Consider the following 16,454-nt stretch of genomic DNA (forward strand, 5'->3'; position numbering starts at 1 on the left):
CGTTATCCCTGCCGGTGAAGGCCGGGTCGGTGTCCGTGTCGCTCTGACTCGAATAAAGTTACGTGTTGATCGGGACGATGTCAACTCCGCAGGTCAGGGGCACCATTTGGGCTCAAACCAGCTTGGCGCCGTGACTGTGAACCGCTCCTGCGACCACTTCCCGACCCCGGCGGGCACGATCCCGCGTACTTCTTCGCCAGTAATGCGCGGGAGATCGTCGCGATTGCATCGCTCGGCCAGTCCAGGCTCGCTCGGCCACGACCCAATGACCAGTCCCGCGCACTCCACGCCCGATGCCGCGAGCAGTCGGGTCGTCAGCTCGCTGTGGTTGAGCGTGCCCAGCCCGGCGGCGGCTACAACCAGGACCGGAGCGCCGATCTTTTGCGCTAGGTCGAGGAGGGTGAACTCGCCCATTCGCACGAGCAGTCCGCCCGCGCCTTCAACAAGAACCAGGTCGGCATCGCGCAAAGTGTCGATGGCAGAAGCGGTTTCGGCTAAGCCGAGCAGCGGCATCCCCGCGCGACGGGCAGCGGTGTCGGGTGCGAGCGGTTCGGGGTAACGCGCGAGTTCGAGCGTGCGCGTGACACCAGACAGCCGCGTGACCTCGGCTAGATCGCCCGGTTCACCCGGCGCGATCCCGGTCTGAGCTGGCTTACATACCGCGACGGTTCGACCGGCGGCGACTGCGGTGGCAGCGAGCGCGGCCGTGACGATCGTCTTGCCAACATCGGTCGACGTGCCACTAATCAGCAGGATGCTCACGCACTGACCGCCTCGCGCGCACCGGCGAGAACATCGCCGAGCACGTCAGCGATCACGTCAAGCTCAGCCGACGTCAAGTTCGCGCGAGCGGTCAATCGAAGTCGCGACGTGCCCGCCGGGACGGACGGCGGCCGGAAGCAGCCGACATCGAGCCCGCGTGCTCGGCACGCTTGCGCGGCGTCGAACGCGACCTGCGCTTCGCCAAGGACAACCGAGACGACCGCGGATTCCGGCGCGGGCACGTCAACGCCCGCCGCCCGCGCGACATCCGCGATGGCCGTCGCCCGCTCAAGCACCCGACCGGCCATTGCCGGATCGCGGCGAAGCAGCGCGAGCGCGGCGCGGGCAGCGCCGACGGCGGCTGGCGCGAGCCCAGTGTCGAAAATGAAACTGCGCGCGGCGTCGATGAGGTGCGCGCGTACGCGCGCATCGGCGAGCACAACGCCACCCTGGGCGGCGAACGCCTTCGACAGCGTCGCGGTGACGATCACGTCCGGTTCGCCAGCGAGGCCGACCTCGTGAACGAGTCCGCGCCCACCAAGACCACGGACGCCAAGGCCATGCGCCTCGTCGACAACAAGCAGCGCACCCGCAGCTCGGCACACGCGATGCAGCTCAACAAGCGGGGCTAGATCGCCGTCGGCACTAAAGACAGAGTCGGTGAGGACGAGCGCCCGCGCCTCAACCCGCTCACCAAGGAGGCGTTCGACGGCAGCGACATCGCGATGCGGCGCGACGGCGACGCGAGCCCGCGACAGTCGACAAGCGTCGACAAGCGACGCGTGACTGCCCGCATCGGAAACAACAAGATCCTCACGCCCAGCGAGCGCGGTCACCACGCCAAGGTTGGCCGCGTACCCGCTCGCGAACACCAATCCGCTTGCGGCACCGACGAATTCAGCGAGTTCATCCTCAAGCTGAGCGTGCTCGGCGGTGGTTCCGGTGACGAGTCGCGAGCCGGTCGCGCCGGTCCCCCACCGTCGCACTGACGCGATCGCGCCATCGACAACGTCGGGGTGCTTGGCTAGTCCGAGGTAGTCGTTGGACGCTAGATCGATCGCGGTCGAAACGGGTTCGCGCACGCGCAGGTTCCTGCGTAATCCGGCGTCGACGCGTTCGGCCGCGTAGCTGTCCAACCAACTCAACGGATCAATACTCACAGCTGACGACTGTACTTGAACGGTGTTCAGGACGGGTCAGGTTGGCCCGTTGACGCCGCGACGGCCGCTCGCACGCCCGCGGTGATCGTCGCGATGTCCGCGGTGGAACTAATGAACGGCGGCATCGTGTAAACGAGATCGCGGAATGGGCGCAACCACGCGCCGGCCGCGACGGCGGCGTCGGTCGCGGCAACCATGTTCACCGGCTCAGCCAGTTGAACAACGCCAATCGCGCCAAGAATGCGCACGTCAACGACGCCGGGCTCGTCGATGAGCGGCTTCAACCCGGCGGTCAGCTCGGCATTGATCCGCGACACCTCGCCGCGCCAATCGCGGGTGGCGAGCAGTTCGAGCGAAGCGACCGCGACCGCGCACGCGAGCGGGTTGCCCATGAAAGTGGGCCCGTGCATGAGCCCGCCGTGGGCAGCGCTGATCGTCTGGGCGATCTCGGACGTACACAGCGCGGCCGCCAGGGTGAGGTATCCGCCGGTCAGCGCCTTGCCGACGCACATGACGTCGGGTGCGACGCGCGCGTGGTCGGCGGCGAAGAGTTCGCCGGTGCGGCCAAAGCCGGTCGCGATCTCGTCGAAGACCAGCAGGACATCGTGTTCATCGCAGATGCGACGGAGTTCGGTCAGGTAGCGCGGATCGTGGAAGCGCATCCCGCCCGCGCCCTGCACGACCGGTTCGACGATCACCGCGGCGACCTCATCGCGATGCTCGGCAACGGCCGCTTCGAACACATCTACATAGGAAAGGTCGAACTCGGTCGGGGGCGCGGGGACAAAGACCTGCTCGGTGAGGACGTCGGTCCAGAGCGAGTGCATGCCGCCTTCGGGGTCGCACACGCTCATCGGGGTGAAGGTGTCGCCGTGGTAGCCGCCACGCCAGGTGAGGAGCCGATACTTCTCCGGTCGACCGAGCGCGCGCCAATATTGCAGGCACATCTTCGTCGCGACTTCGACCGAAATCGACCCCGAATCACACAGGAACACCTTGTCCAGTCCGTCTGGCGTCAGGTCGACAAGCAGTTTCGTGAGCGCGACGGCAGGCTCATGGGTGAGGCCGCCAAACATCACGTGACTCATCTTGCGCGATTGCGCGAGCAGCGCGGCGTCGAGGACGGGATGTTGGTAGCCGTGGACGGCGGCCCACCACGAACTCATTCCGTCGACGAGTTCCCTGCCATCGGCGAGGGTCAGTCGAGTGCCGGACGCGCTCGCCACGATCAGTGGCTCGGTCGTCGCGGGGAATCCGCCGTAGGGATGCCACACATGCTCGGCATCAAGGGCGGAAATCTGCTCGGGGGTGAGGTGCACGGCTATCCCGTCATCAGCGGCGTTGAAAATAAGCGGCCTTGAACGGTGTTCAAGTTAGCACTGAACCCCTCCCCCAAGCACCCGCATTCCGGCATAATTCAGTCTATGGCTGAGACGGGATCGGTCCTGAACTTCCGCAGCGGAAATCGCATCACCCTCGTCGACCAAGGCGCCGACGGCGATGGCGAATACCTGCGAATCGAACACGTGATTCCGCAAACGGGTCGGCTAGTTGGACCGCACTGGCATCCGATCCTGCAAGAGACCTTCCACGTCCGGGCTGGACAGCTCAGGTTCCGCGTCGACGGCGTCGAAACGACGGCCGGTCCTGGCACGACTGTTGTCGTGAAACCGCGTGCGACGCACGAGTTTTGGAATGATTCCAGCGAAACAGTGCTTGAGCACGAGGTTCGTCCACCGCTGCATCACTGGGAGATGTTCGAGTTCATGAGCCGCCTCGACCAGGCCGGGCGCATGACCAAGCTCGGCCTTCCACGCAACCCGCTCGCGCTCGGGTTGCTGTGGGAATACGGCGACGGGTACGTGGCAGGGCCGCCGCCCGCGCTGCAACGGGCGGTGTTCGGCAACATCGCCAAGCTCGCTCGCACGCTCGGATATGAGCGCAAACTAGTCGCGTCCACCAGCGCTGACCAGGGCTAATCCCGCAGCCCGCGCGGCGGCGACGGGGGTTCCATTACTGTCGTTACATGTCGAGCTCGCAGGATGCTGACTCCGATGCGAGTCCGCTGAACGTCTGGCCGGGAACCGCCTACCCACTCGGCGCGACCTACGACGGCGCTGGCACGAACTTCTCGGTCTTCTCCGAGGTGGCAACGGGCGTTGACCTGTGCCTGCTCGCCAAAGATGGCTCAGAGACTCGCGTTCCGCTCGATGAGGTGGACGGCTACGTCTGGCACGCCTACCTCCCGACGATCACGCCAGGTCAGCGCTACGGGTTCCGCGTGCACGGGCCGTTTGAGCCCGAACGCGGATTACGGTGCGACCCAAGCAAATTGCTGCTCGATCCCTACGGCAAAGCGTTCGACGGGCGCTTCGTCAACAATCCTTCGCTCTACACCTACGGCCTCGATTCGCTCGGGCACACGATGGCCGGGGTGGTGATCAACCCGTTTTTCGATTGGGGAAATGACCGTCCGCCGAATCGGCCGTACCACGAAACGGTGATTTACGAAGCGCATGTCAAAGGGATGACGATGACGCATCCCGACGTGCCGCCCGAATTACGCGGCACCTACGCGGGATTGGCGCATCCGGCGATCATTAGTCATCTGCAAAAACTGGGCGTCACCGCGATCGAACTGATGCCCGTGCACCAGTTCTTCCACGACCACGTGCTGACCGATCAGGGGTTACGAAACTACTGGGGTTACAACAGCATTGGCTATCTAGCCCCGCACAATCAATATTCCGCGCGCCCACGCGGCGACGCTGCCGTCGCGGAATTCAAAGCGATGGTGCGCGCCATGCACGCGGCAGGCATCGAGGTGATTCTCGACGTTGTCTACAACCACACCGGCGAAGGCAATCACCTCGGCCCGACGCTGAGTTTGCGCGGCATCGACAACGCGGCCTATTACCGACTGGACGAAGCCGACCCCGCCCACTACCGCGACTACACCGGCACCGGCAACAGCCTCAACGTGCGACACCCGCACACGTTGCAGCTGATCATGGATTCGCTGCGGTACTGGATTCTCGACATGCACGTCGACGGTTTCCGGTTCGACCTCGCCGCCACGTTGGCACGCGAATTGCATGATGTCGATCGGCTTTCCGCGTTTTTCGACTTGGTCCATCAGGACCCGGTGGTGAGTCAGGTGAAGCTGATCGCCGAACCTTGGGACGTCGGCGAAGGTGGCTACCAAGTCGGCAATTTCCCCAGCCTGTGGACCGAATGGAACGGCAAATATCGCGACACCGTCCGCGACTATTGGCGCGGCGAACCAGCGACGCTTGGCGAATTCGCGTCCCGGCTCACTGGGTCATCGGATTTGTATGAATCAACCGGCCGAAGGCCAGGCGCGAGCATTAATTTCATCACCGCGCACGACGGGTTCACGTTGCGAGACCTGGTGTCCTACAACGAAAAACACAACGAGGCCAACGGCGAAGACAATCGCGACGGCGAGAGTCACAATCGATCGTGGAACTGCGGGGTCGAAGGCCCAACCGACGATCCGGCGATCGAAACGCTGCGCGCGCGTCAGCAACGCAATCTGCTCGCGACGCTGATCCTGAGCCAGGGCACGCCGATGCTCGCGCACGGCGACGAGATCGGGCGCACGCAACTGGGCAACAACAACGTCTACTGCCAGGACAGTCCGCTCGCGTGGATGGACTGGTCGCTGGTCAACCGCAACGCCGACCTGCTCGCGTTCACCCAACGCGCGATCGCGCTGCGCACCGCGCACCCGGTTTTCCGGCGCAGACGCTTCCTGATCGCCGGGCCAAGTGACAGCGGCCAGCGCGAAATCGCCTGGTTCACCCCGGCAGGCACCGAGATGACTACCGCCGATTGGGACAGCGGCTTCGGCAAATCGCTCGCGGTCCTACTCGACGGCGACGGCATCGTCGAGCCAGGTCCGCGCGGCGAACGCGTCACCGACGACTCCTTTCTGCTGTGCTTCAACGCCCACGACGAGCCGATCGATTTCGCGCTCCCACCTGTGGAGTTCGGCAGAGGATGGACCGTCGCGCTGGACTGTTCAACGCCAACCGGGGCAGCCGATGCGAACTACGAGGTCCCCGCGCGCGGCGAGTCAACCGAACCTGCGACGCTGTCGGTACCCGGGCGCTGTTTGCTTGTGCTCCGGCGAACCGACACCCAACCGCCGACTCTCACCACCCATGACAACGAATTTTGAGACATACGTGACCGATCCCCTCACCCTGCTGCATCGTGCGCCCGTGCGCGGCAGCAACGTGCGCAGCACCTACCGGCTGCAGTTGCGCCCCGACGCGCTCACTTTCAATGATGCGCGGGTCATCGCGGAGTACTTGCAACAGCTGGGTGTTTCGCACCTGTATCTGTCGCCGGTGCTCACCGCCGCACGTGGGTCTACGCACGGCTACGACATCACCGACCCGACGACGGTGTCGCTTGCGCTGGGCGGCCCGACTGGGCTCAAAGCGCTGTCGGATGAGGTACGCAGTCGCGGCATGGGGCTCATCATCGACTGGGTGCCCAACCACGTTGGCGTCGCCGATCCGAGGCAGAACGCGTGGTGGTGGGATGTCCTGCGGCATGGGCGAGAATCCAAGTACGCCAAGTACTTTGACATCGACTGGAGTCCGGGCAACGGCGCTGGCGGTCGACTCGCGCTGCCCGTACTCGCGAATGAGAACGACCCCGCCGCGCTGACCGTCGACCGGTCGGGCCCCGAACCGATGCTTGCCCTGCACGACCTGCGCTTCCCCATCGCACCCGGCACCGACGGCGACAACGCGCTGCGCATTCACGACCGGCAGCACTATCGCCTCGTAAGCTGGAAAGCGGGCGTGTGCACCTACCGCCGCTTCTTCGCGGTGAGTAGCTTGGCGGCGATTCGCCAGGAAGATCCCGAGGTTTTCGAGGTCACGCACCGCGAGCTTGCCGCGTGGTGCGAACACGACCTCATCGACGGCGTGCGCGTCGACCATCCCGACGGGCTCGCGCACCCGAGCACGTATCTGACCCGCTTGCGCCGACTGATTGGTCCGAATCGGCTGCTGCTCATCGAGAAGATCCTCGCCCACCGCGAGCCGCTCGACGCGACGCTGCCGGTCGACGGGACAACCGGTTACGAAGCGCTCGCCGACATCGGCGGCGTGCTGATCGACCCGACCGGCGAAACAACGCTCACCGAGCTGTCGCAACACGTCGCCAACCACGGCAGCGATCGCGCCTGGTTCGGCGAAACCGAGCATCGGATCAAACGCGCGGTCGCCGAAACGATCCTCGCGCCCGAAATTCGACGCCTGGTCGCCGCCATCAAGCGCGACGGCAACGCAGGCAGTTTCGACACTCTCGCGATCAGTAACGCGACGATCGAAGTGCTCGCGTTCATGCCCGTCTACCGGGTCGACTACGCCCCGCTCGCGGGCGTGACCGCCGCGATTGTCGGCGAGGTCGAGCGACGCAATGCTGAACTGACAGCACCACTTTCGGTGTTGGTGACCGCGCTCGCGGCCGGTGGTGAAGCGGCGATGCGCTTCAGCCAGGTATGTGGGGCGATCACCGCGAAGTCGGTCGAAGACACCATGTTCTACCAGGGCGCGCGGCTGGTCTCGTTGCAGGAAGTCGGCGGCAATCCCGCGCGATTCGGCCACTCCCCCAACGACTTTCACCTTGCGAACAGCGAACGCGCGCATCGATGGCCCGCCACGATGACGACGATCTCGACCCACGACACCAAGCGCGGCGAAGACGTCCGCGCGCGCATCGGCGTGTTGTCGCAGGTCGCGGACAAGTGGTCGGCGCAGGTGCGCACGTGGCTCGAACTCACGCCAGCACCCGACGGCGCGACGGCATTGTTCTTGTTGCAGAACATGTTTGGTGTGTGGCCAGCCGACGGTCACCCGGCATCGTCGGTACCGGGCTTGCGTGATCGTCTGCATCGCTTCGCCGAGAAATCCATGCGCGAAGCGGGAACGAAGTCGTCGTGGGAAGAGCCGGATGCCCAGTTCGAAGCGGCGGTGCACGGGTGGCTCGACGCGGTAATCGACGGTCCGGTCGGCACCGGCATCGGCGATTTGGTGTACGAACTCGCCCCGCACGCGTGGTCAGATTCGTTGGCGCAGAAGCTCTTACAACTCTGCGCGCCCGGCATTCCCGATATCTATCAGGGCACCGAGTTGTGGGAAGACTCGCTCGTGGACCCCGACAATCGACGGCCGGTGAACTTCGCGCACCGCATTTCGAAACTGCAATCGCTTGCCGACACGCCCGCGCTCGACAACACCGGCGCGGCGAAGATGTGGGTGGTCGCCTATGCGCTGTGGTTGCGCAGAGAACGGCCGGAATGCTTTGTTGGCGGCAACTATTCGCCGCTGTACGCCGTTGGTGAGCACGCCCATCGCGTTGTCGCTTACGGGCGCGGGCCCGCTGGGGAGTCGCCTGAGGTGATCGTCGCGGTGACCCGACATTCGGTGGGCCTTGGTGCGAACGGCTGGTTGGACACGACGTTGTCGCTGCCCGAGGGCACCTGGACGGACCGACTGACCGGCAATGTGTTCGCGGGAGCGGCACGGATGGACAAACTGTTCACCCGATTGCCGGTGGCGTTGCTGGTGCGCTAGCCGTGGTGTGCGTGGCGCGAACCGACGAGCATCGCCGAACCGAGCACCCACCGCAGGGTGGCCGCGCCCGCGGCGGCAAGCACCGCGACGTCGACGCTTGAGGTGACAACCAACAGCAGCAGACCAACGACAAGCCCGACGACGAGCGCCTGCAGCTTGTACAGCGGCCACGCGCTGCCCGCGATATCCACGGTCGACGTCCCACCAAGGGACGCTGCCGTCGCGCGTCGGGTCACCATTGCCATGTCAATAGGATAGCCGGACGCCAGAGTTCGGTCCACCTAACTTTCGCCCAGCGCGACTGTCGGGAACATCACATCGGGCGAACTCGTTGTGCAGGTCATGCCACTACAAGGAGAGTACGCACCCAGCACATCCGAGTGGGCCCGCAAGCAGGCCGAGACGTATGAGAACTCAGGCGGCACCGCGGGCAATGAAATGCAGGGCGTCCCGATCGTGCTGCTCACCACGGTCGGCGCGAAAACGGGCAAGCTGCGCAAGACCCCGCTGATGCGCGTCGAGCACGACGGCGAGTACGCGGTTGTCGCCTCCCTGGGCGGCGCGCCGAAGAATCCGGTTTGGTACTACAACATCAAGGCCGACCCGCACGTCGAGCTGCGCGACGGCACAACAACCAAGGACTACACCGCGCGCGAGGTGTTCGGCGACGAACGTCAGCAGTGGTGGGATCGCGCGGTCAAGGTGTGGCCGGACTACGCCGAATACGCGAAGAAGACCGATCGCGTGATCCCGGTGTTCGTGCTCACTCCCGACAACTGAGCAGGTAGGGCAGGCCCCGGCGTGCTGACGCCTGTCAGCCGCCGGGGACGTGCTCGGTACCATAAGCGCGTGTCCTCCTTCGCGAACGTCGCCGACGTGCCCCTATCTCTGCCGCCGCTCACCGCGGACGAGATCGATGCTGCCGCGAAGCGAATTTCGGGGATTATCGAGCCGACGCCGCTGCAATACAGTCCGCGACTCTCCGCGGCAAGCGGCGCGAAGGTGTATCTCAAGCGCGAAGACCTCACCGCAGTCCGTTCCTACAAGCTGCGCGGCGCGTACAACCTGATGATCCAGCTCACCGAAGCTGAGCGGGCCGCTGGCGTTGTCGCGGCGTCGGCGGGCAATCACGCGCAAGGTGTCGCGTTCGCGTGTCGGGCGATGGGCATTCAGGGGCGCATTTACGTGCCGACAACCACGCCTAAGCAAAAGCGCGACCGGATTCGCGTGCACGGCGGCGAGTTCGTCGAACTCATTGCCATCGGCGAGACTTATGACGCCGCTGCCGCTGCCGCTGCCGCCGATGTCGAGCGCACCGGCGCGACGATGGTTCCGCCCTTCGACGACCCGCGCACCGCGGCCGGGCAGGGCACGATCGCGACCGAATTCCTCGATCAACTCGACACCACGCCCGACCTTGTTGTCGTGCCGGTCGGCGGTGGCGGTTGCCTCGCGGGCGTCAGCACCTATCTGCGCGAAAGGTCGCCTGGCACAAGCATTCTCGCTGCCGAACCGTCGGGGGCAGCGTCGATGACCGCCGCGCTCGTTGCTGGCGGGCCGGTCACGCTGCCCGAAATCGACCCGTTCGTTGACGGTGCCGCCGTGCGTCGCATTGGCGACCTCCCCTACCGCGCCGCCGCCGGGTTTGGCGCGCATGTGGTGTCGCACGCGTCGTTGCCGCTGGTCGCGGCGACGGATTCGTCGAGTTTCCAGATGATGCAGGTCGACGAAGGCGCGATCTGCACCGCGATGCTCGGGCTGTATCAAAACGAGGGCATCATCGCCGAGCCCGCGGGGGCGTTGGCGACAGCCGCGCTCGCCGAGGTCACGGTCACGCCGGGTGCCACCGTTGTCGTGCTGGTTTCCGGCGGCAACAATGACGTGTCACGCTACGGCGAGATCATCGAGCGGTCGCTTGTCCATCGCGGCCTCAAGCACTACTTCCTCGTCGACTTCCCGCAGGAACCGGGCGCGCTTCGCCGCTTCCTCGATGACGTGCTCGGCCCCGACGACGACATCACCATGTTCGAATACGTCAAGCGCAACAACCGCGAGACCGGGGCCGCGCTCGTCGGTATCGAACTCGGCGCGACCGACGACCTCACGTCGCTCATGCACCGCATCGCCGAGTCCCCGATTCAGGCGGAACGCCTGGAACCGGGGTCGCCCGCGTATCGCTACCTGACCTAGGCGGCAGCTTGGTCTTCGCGTGGATCGGGGGTGCGGCACGCACGTGCCCCCGAAACCACAAGTGGCAGTAGCCAACTCAGCGCGAATTGGTCGTACGGCAGCGACAGTTGGTCAAGTCGGTTGTGCACGAACGCAACTGAGAGGCCAGACGCCGGGTCGACCCAGCCGAACGAGCCGCCCAGGCCGATGTGGCCAAAAGCGTTGCGCGCGCCGGGCATTGGCATCGAGTGGTAGCCAAGGTGCCACATCATCGGGAAGTAGAACAGCGAGTGGTCGAGGCGGTAGGTCTGCACGCGCCGGATCTTCGCGTGCGTGCGTTCGCTGAGGAACGGCTGGCCGTCGACGGTGACGCCGTCGGCCAACCCCGCATACATTTGGGCCAGCGCGGGCGCGGTCGCTACCCCGTTGCCCGCAGGCAGTTCGCCATGCAGCACCGGCGGGTCGTCGCCGTCGAGGATGCTTGCGAAACCGGGGATGAACAGGCAACGCGCCGCCGCGCCGAGCGCACCGGGCATCCACGCGCCCACTTTGCTGAGTACCGCGGCGGCTAGTGGGTTGGCCGTGACGCTGAGATGCGCGCCCGCGAGTCGCGCGAAGTCGGCGGGGGCCCCGACGCTCGGGTAGCCGAGGCCGATGCCGGTGATGCCGAGCGGTTCGGTGACTTCGGTGCGAATCAGTTCGCTCATCGACTTGCCGGTGACCGCGCGGGCGAGGCCCGAGACGAGCCAGCCATAGGTAAGCGCGTGGTAGGCAGGCGTGCCGAGGAGGTGGTCGGGCTTGGCGAGCGCGATGCGGTCTTCCATGAGTTCGCAGTCGAGCGATTCTTCGGCCGAGTGCGCGACCGCGCCGAGCGAGGAAAGGCCGCTGCGATGGGTGAGGACGTCGGCGACGGTGATGCCGCCCTTACCGTTGGCGGCGAAGCGCGGCCAGTACTGCGCGACCGGAGTGTCGTAGTCGAGTAAGCCCTGGTCAGCGAGGCGATGGATGACCGTTGCCGCGATGCCCTTGGTTGCGGAGAAGACGATCGCGCCGGTGTCGGCCGTCCACGGGCGACCGCCCGCGCTGCCGGTGTAGATGTGGGCGAGTGGTTGCCCGTTTCGATAAATCGCGAGCGCACCGCCCGCGTCCGTGCGATGACCGATCAATGCGGAGAATGCCCGGACCAGCGGGCCGAACCCGGGCGGGGCGAATCCGCCCATGCCAGCGGGGAGGGCAGCGCGATCCTGCCCGTAAGCGTCGTTGCTCATCGCCTAACGGTACGGGTCAGATGTCCAAGTCGGCAATGAATGATTTTCGAATGTGGCCTTGTTGTGTTCAGTGCTCGTCAAGAACAGCGAAGCTGTGGGGCGAAAAGAGTGTGCCCGCGACGGTTTCCGTTGCTGGCGACCACGCCAGCAGCACCCGTCCCCGAATCGGGACGACCACTTCGTCCTCGCTCAAGTTCACGACAACCGCGACGTGGCCTCGGCGCAGGACGAACCAGCGTTGGGTTTCGTCGTAGTCGCACCACACGTTCGTGAGCCAGGGGTCGGTGAATTCCGGGCGGGAGCGGCGCAGCGTGAGCAGGCCGCGGTAGCACGCCAGCAGACGGGCGTGGGGGTCTGCGGCGAGCTCGGTCCAGTCGAGTTTCGAGCGGAGGAAGGTGGCGGGGTCTTGTGGGTCGGGGACTTCGTCGGCGGTCCAGCCGTGGTCGGCGAATTCGGCGCGTCGACCTTCGCGGGTCGCGTCGCCGATCGCGGGGTCGGTATGGGAGGTGAAGAATTGGAACGGGCTCGTCGCGCCCCATTCTTCGCCCATGAACAGCATGGGTGTTTGGGCGGAAAGCAGAACGAGTGCGGCTTTGCTCGCGAGTTGGCCGGGGCTCAGGTAGGCGCTTGGGCGGTCACCGGTCGCGCGGTTGCCGACTTGGTCGTGGGTGCAGGTGTAGCCGATCAGCGCGCTGGCGGGCACGAGGTCACGGCGGATCGGGGCACCGTGGGTTCTACCTCGGAAGCTGGAATAGGTTGCGGCATGGAAGAACCCGTGTGTGAGGGTGCGGGCGAGGCAGGCTAACGAACCGAAATCGCTGTAGTAGCCCTGTCTTTCGCCGGAGATGGCGGTGTGCACGGCGTGATGGAGGTCGTCGTTCCACTGCGCGGTGAGGCCCAATCCGCCTGCGGCGCGCGGGGTGACGACGCGGGTGTCGTTGAGGTCGCTTTCGGCGATGAGCGTGAGTGGTCGATTGAGATGTGTTGCGAGCGTTTCGGTTTCGCGGGAAAGCTCGGCGAGGACGTGGGTTGCGCGGTGGTCGACTAGGGCGTGGATCGCGTCGATGCGGAGGGCGTCGATGTGGAAGTCGGCGAACCAGCGCAGGGCGTTGTCGATGATGTGTTTGCGGACGGCGTCGGAGCCGGGACCGTCGAGGTTGAGTCGCTGGCCCCAGGTGTTGCGGTCGTCGGCGAGATAGGGGCCGAAGCGCGGGAGGTAGTTGCCGGACGGGCCGAGGTGGTTGTAGACGACGTCCAGGCACACGGCCAGGCCGCGCAGGTGGCAGGCGTTGACGAAGCGTTGCAGGCCGTCGGGGCCGCCGTAATTTTCGGTGACGGCATACCAGCCGACGCCGTCGTAACCCCAGTTGTGGGTGCCGTCGAAGGCGTTCACCGGCATGATTTCGACGGTGGTTATCCCCAGGTCAACGAGGTGATCGAGGCGGTCGATCGCGGCGTCGAATGTGCCTTCCTGGGTGAAGGTGCCGATGTGGAGTTCGTAGAGCACCGAGCCGGGGAGTGGTCGACCGGTCCAGTTGTGGTCGCTCCATTGCGTTGGGTCGACATCGTGCACCGCTGAGCGTGCGTGGACGCCGTCTGGTTGGCGTGGGCTGCGCGGGTCGGGCAGGACCTGCGGGTTGTCGTCGATGGAGTAGCCGTATCGGTCGCCTTGGTTGGCCGTCGCGCGAACCCACCACCAGCCGCCGCCGTTGCGGGTGAGCGGGTGGATGTCGTCGTTGAGGTGGAGCTGGACGGAGTGTGCGGTGGGAGCCCATACCCGAAACAGCCTCATCTGGCGATGATCGCATGTTGGGTGTGGGTGTGCAGGGTGGTGCTGCCGGTGGCTATTGGTGGCCACTGGCGGCTACTTGTGTGCGACGACGCCGACGGGGCCGACGCCGACGCAGATCGACTGGGTCGGGTCGAGAGGGCGGACGTGGAGGGCGCTGCCGCCGCCGAAGATGCGGACGTAGCGCGAGTTCAAGCCTGGTTGGAGGTCGACCTGGGTTTCTTCGCCGCCGTCGAACGAAACCGCGACCGTCGTTGCCTCGTCGGCCAAGTAATTGAGTTGAGTTGTCCAGTCGCGCACCTGCATTGGGCCGTTTAGGGGTAGGAGCGCGCCGGTTTGGCCGGTGACGCGGTAGCCGCAGTTCGGGTCGGGGCCGGGGGTTATCGCGCGGTTCCACCAGAGTTCGGCGTCGACTACGCGGCCGTCGTCGTTGAGCATGCGGAGCTGCGGGGTGCTCGTTGTGAAGGCGTCCGGGGCAATGGGGGCGAAGAAGTGGTCGGTGTAGTTGCGGGGAAAGGCTAAGGGGGCCAAAACATTCCACGGGACGGCCTGTGGGAGGAGCGGGGCGTCGAGTGGGAGTTGGGCGCGGAATTCGGTGACGTAGGTGCGGGCGGGGCTTGGGGACCAGGAGGTGGTGAAGGTTGCGGTGGTGAGGAGGGCGCTGGCGAGGTAGGTGACGGTTACGGCCGTCTGGATGACACGGGCTCGGGGTGGATTCCGTTGGGAGGGTGCGCCTTTCGGTGTTCTGGGCGCATTCCGTTGAGCGAGTTTGGCTTTCGGGGCTCTGGCCGCACTCCGGTGGGCGAGTTCGACTTTCGATGTTCTGGGCGCATTCCGCTGGGCGAGTTCGCCTTTCGATGTTCTGGGCGCATTCCGCTGGGCGGGTTCGCCTTTGGGCGTTCTGGTCGCATTGCGTTGGACGGGGTCGCCTTTCGGGGTTTGTGGCGCTAGATTTCCGGTCGATTCGCGTTGTTTGTTTGGGTGCTTGTCGGAGGCGTCAGTTGGCGTGGTCGTGTGCGCTGGCTGGCCGTTCGCATCGTTGGTCGCGTCCGAAGGTGCGTGGTCAGCGGTTCGGGGCGGTGCGGCGAGTCGGCCGGGTGGAGCGGTTCGCCGGGGCGCGGCGAGGCGGCTGAGTGCAGCAGTTCGCCGGGGCGCGGCGAGGCGGGGTGCAGCGGTTCGGCGCAGTGCAGCGAGTCGGCGCGGTGCAGCGAGTCGGCGCGGTGCGGCGAGGATCAGGGCCAGTGCGGCCGCCGCGATTACGCCGACGTCGGCGAAGTAGCGCATCGATTGGCCGAGAAAGGCGACGGTTTCCGGGCCGTCGCGCAAGATCATTACCGGCAGCAGCGCGACGACGACGTAGGCGGCGAAGCACGCCCACACCGCGCCGACCCGTTCGCGCGTTCGGATGGTCGCGACGATTACCGCGATCAGCAGGACCGCCGACGCGACGACGGCGAAGGTCGGCGGCGCTGCCCACGGGGTGGCGGGTTGCCAGCGTTCCCAGCCCCACGGTCCGCCAAAAAGGGCGGGGACCAGGGCGTCAGCAAAGGCACCTCGCAGGAGGGCGAGGGGCTGGCCCGGGCGGGAGAGGCCGTCGGGGCGTTGGACAACGGCGAAGTAGAACGCGGCCCAGGCGAGGGTGATGGCGGCGAGTGTGGTCCAGAGGATGATGCCGTCGCGGGCTACTTCTCGGACCGCTGGGAAACGTGAGCGGGCTTCTGGCCGCTCGGGTGATTTGGACCCGACGCTGCGGTTTCGGCCGACGGATGTGGGAGCACGCGACGCGGCGGCGTGTGCGTTGGTATCGGCTCCGCCGCCGCGAGCCTGGTCGTTATCGGCTCCCCCACCGCGAGCCTGGTCGCTATCGGCTCCCCCACCGCGAGCTCGGTCGGTGGCGCGGGGATCTCGGTCGAACTCCTGCTCCCTCGGGGCGCGATGCGCGCACACATGGACCGCGAGCACGGTGATGCCGAACGCGACCGGCGCGACAACCACGGCCTTCTCGAAGAACGCGAGACCGCCCGCGAAAACCAGCGCGGCGGAAATGACGTAGCGGCGGCGACCTGTTCGCAGGTAGGCGAGGGCGTCGGCGCTCACCCAGGCCAGTGCGAATTGCAAGGGCAGCGCGTTAATCGCCGCCGCCCACCACGCGAACGCGGGCAGGGTGAGTGGTGAGAACAGGTAGAAGGTGAGCGGGATCAGGACGGCCGGTCGCACGCCGAGCAGCGCGACTAGCAACCTGGCAACCGCGAGCGACGCCGCCAACTGCATGACAAGCAGCGCTCCGACCGCGACCGACCAGTTCATCGGCGAGATGGCCGTCACGAGCCAGGTGAGCGCGAACGCCCCTGGCATCACATGCCCATCGTGGCTGGTCAGGAGCAAATCAGCCGACCACAATGGTTCAGCGAACGCATGCTCGATGAGCAGAAAGTCATCCCAGTAGAAGAACCCGCGCCCGGCGACAACCCCCCGCACGACAAGCTGCGCGAGCACAAGCACGGCGATCCCCACCCAGACCCAGCAACCCGCCCGCCTACCCTGCACCGCCACGCCCGGCGACCCTAGTCGCTCGCGCGAGCCACATCCACCACCCACACTTGGCGGTTACGTTGCGATTGTTGGCAGCCGTTTTGCACGTCCGCGGCGAGATGCACTTGTGAGCGACCGGCCATCTCGCCTCAGCGGC

The 16,454-nt window shown here is 66.0% G+C and carries 12 protein-coding genes; 5 read left to right on the plus strand and 7 right to left on the minus strand.

Annotated elements, in window-relative coordinates; genetic code table 11:
* Positions 1–93: 93 nt before the first annotated feature.
* From bioD to IEX78_RS21080, 3 genes are read right to left on the minus strand one after another with little or no spacing between them, the layout of a single operon-like run.
* A complete protein-coding gene (gene bioD, locus IEX78_RS21070) occupies positions 94–762 on the minus strand; it encodes a dethiobiotin synthase (protein ID WP_188830787.1) in 669 nt (222 codons plus the stop codon).
* Positions 759–1,922 carry an 8-amino-7-oxononanoate synthase gene (locus IEX78_RS21075; RefSeq protein ID WP_188830788.1) on the minus strand — a complete coding sequence of 388 codons (1,164 nt, stop codon included), beginning with the start codon at positions 1,920–1,922 and terminating at the stop codon, positions 759–761. The genes bioD and IEX78_RS21075 overlap by 4 nt, the downstream gene beginning before the upstream one ends.
* Before the next feature lie 26 nt (positions 1,923–1,948).
* Positions 1,949–3,241, minus strand: coding sequence for an adenosylmethionine--8-amino-7-oxononanoate transaminase (locus IEX78_RS21080; protein WP_188830789.1), 1,293 nt, complete (start codon positions 3,239–3,241; stop codon positions 1,949–1,951).
* A 105-nt stretch (positions 3,242–3,346) separates the two neighbouring features.
* On the opposite strand from IEX78_RS21080, the gene IEX78_RS21085 reads away from it, so the two are divergent.
* Genes IEX78_RS21085 through treY form a run of 3 tightly spaced genes read left to right on the plus strand, consistent with a single transcriptional unit; the run spans position 3,347 to position 8,539 of the window.
* A complete protein-coding gene (locus IEX78_RS21085) occupies positions 3,347–3,901 on the plus strand; it encodes a cupin domain-containing protein (protein WP_188830790.1) in 555 nt (184 codons plus the stop codon).
* 47 nt (positions 3,902–3,948) lie between these two features.
* Complete coding sequence (gene glgX, locus IEX78_RS21090) at positions 3,949–6,126, plus strand: glycogen debranching protein GlgX (protein ID WP_188830791.1); 2,178 nt, start codon at positions 3,949–3,951, stop codon at positions 6,124–6,126.
* Positions 6,110–8,539, plus strand: a complete 2,430-nt coding sequence (treY, locus tag IEX78_RS21095; protein WP_188830792.1) for a malto-oligosyltrehalose synthase — start codon at positions 6,110–6,112, stop codon at positions 8,537–8,539. The genes glgX and treY overlap by 17 nt, the downstream gene beginning before the upstream one ends.
* Here the strand turns inward: treY and IEX78_RS21100 are convergent.
* Positions 8,536–8,784: a hypothetical protein gene (locus IEX78_RS21100; RefSeq protein ID WP_229684192.1), complete on the minus strand. Its 249-nt coding sequence runs from the start codon at positions 8,782–8,784 to the stop codon at positions 8,536–8,538. The two genes, treY and IEX78_RS21100, sit on opposite strands and share 4 nt — an antisense overlap.
* 97 nt (positions 8,785–8,881) lie before the next feature.
* Between IEX78_RS21100 and IEX78_RS21105 the strand changes: the two genes are divergently transcribed.
* Entirely contained in the window at positions 8,882–9,319 is a 438-nt protein-coding gene (locus tag IEX78_RS21105) for a nitroreductase family deazaflavin-dependent oxidoreductase (RefSeq protein ID WP_188830793.1), read from the plus strand.
* A gap of 96 nt (positions 9,320–9,415) precedes the next feature.
* Positions 9,416–10,729 carry a threonine ammonia-lyase IlvA gene (gene ilvA, locus IEX78_RS21110; protein ID WP_373291640.1) on the plus strand — a complete coding sequence of 438 codons (1,314 nt, stop codon included), beginning with the start codon at positions 9,416–9,418 and terminating at the stop codon, positions 10,727–10,729.
* On the opposite strand, the gene IEX78_RS21115 is transcribed toward ilvA, so the two are convergent.
* From IEX78_RS21115 to IEX78_RS21125, 3 genes are all read right to left on the minus strand, one after another.
* Positions 10,726–11,976 (minus strand): serine hydrolase domain-containing protein, encoded by a 1,251-nt coding sequence (locus IEX78_RS21115; protein WP_188830795.1) that lies wholly within the window; start codon positions 11,974–11,976, stop codon positions 10,726–10,728. The two genes, ilvA and IEX78_RS21115, sit on opposite strands and share 4 nt — an antisense overlap.
* A gap of 67 nt (positions 11,977–12,043) precedes the next feature.
* Positions 12,044–13,768, minus strand: coding sequence for a malto-oligosyltrehalose trehalohydrolase (gene treZ, locus IEX78_RS21120; RefSeq protein ID WP_188830796.1), 1,725 nt, complete (start codon positions 13,766–13,768; stop codon positions 12,044–12,046).
* Positions 13,769–13,840: 72 nt separating this feature from the next.
* On the minus strand, positions 13,841–16,318 hold the full coding sequence (locus IEX78_RS21125; protein ID WP_188830797.1) for a hypothetical protein: 2,478 nt from the start codon (positions 16,316–16,318) through the stop codon (positions 13,841–13,843).
* Positions 16,319–16,454 lie beyond the last annotated feature (136 nt).

This window comes from Nocardia camponoti (genome assembly GCF_014646135.1).
Taxonomy (GTDB): Bacteria; Actinomycetota; Actinomycetes; order Mycobacteriales; family Mycobacteriaceae; genus Nocardia; species Nocardia camponoti.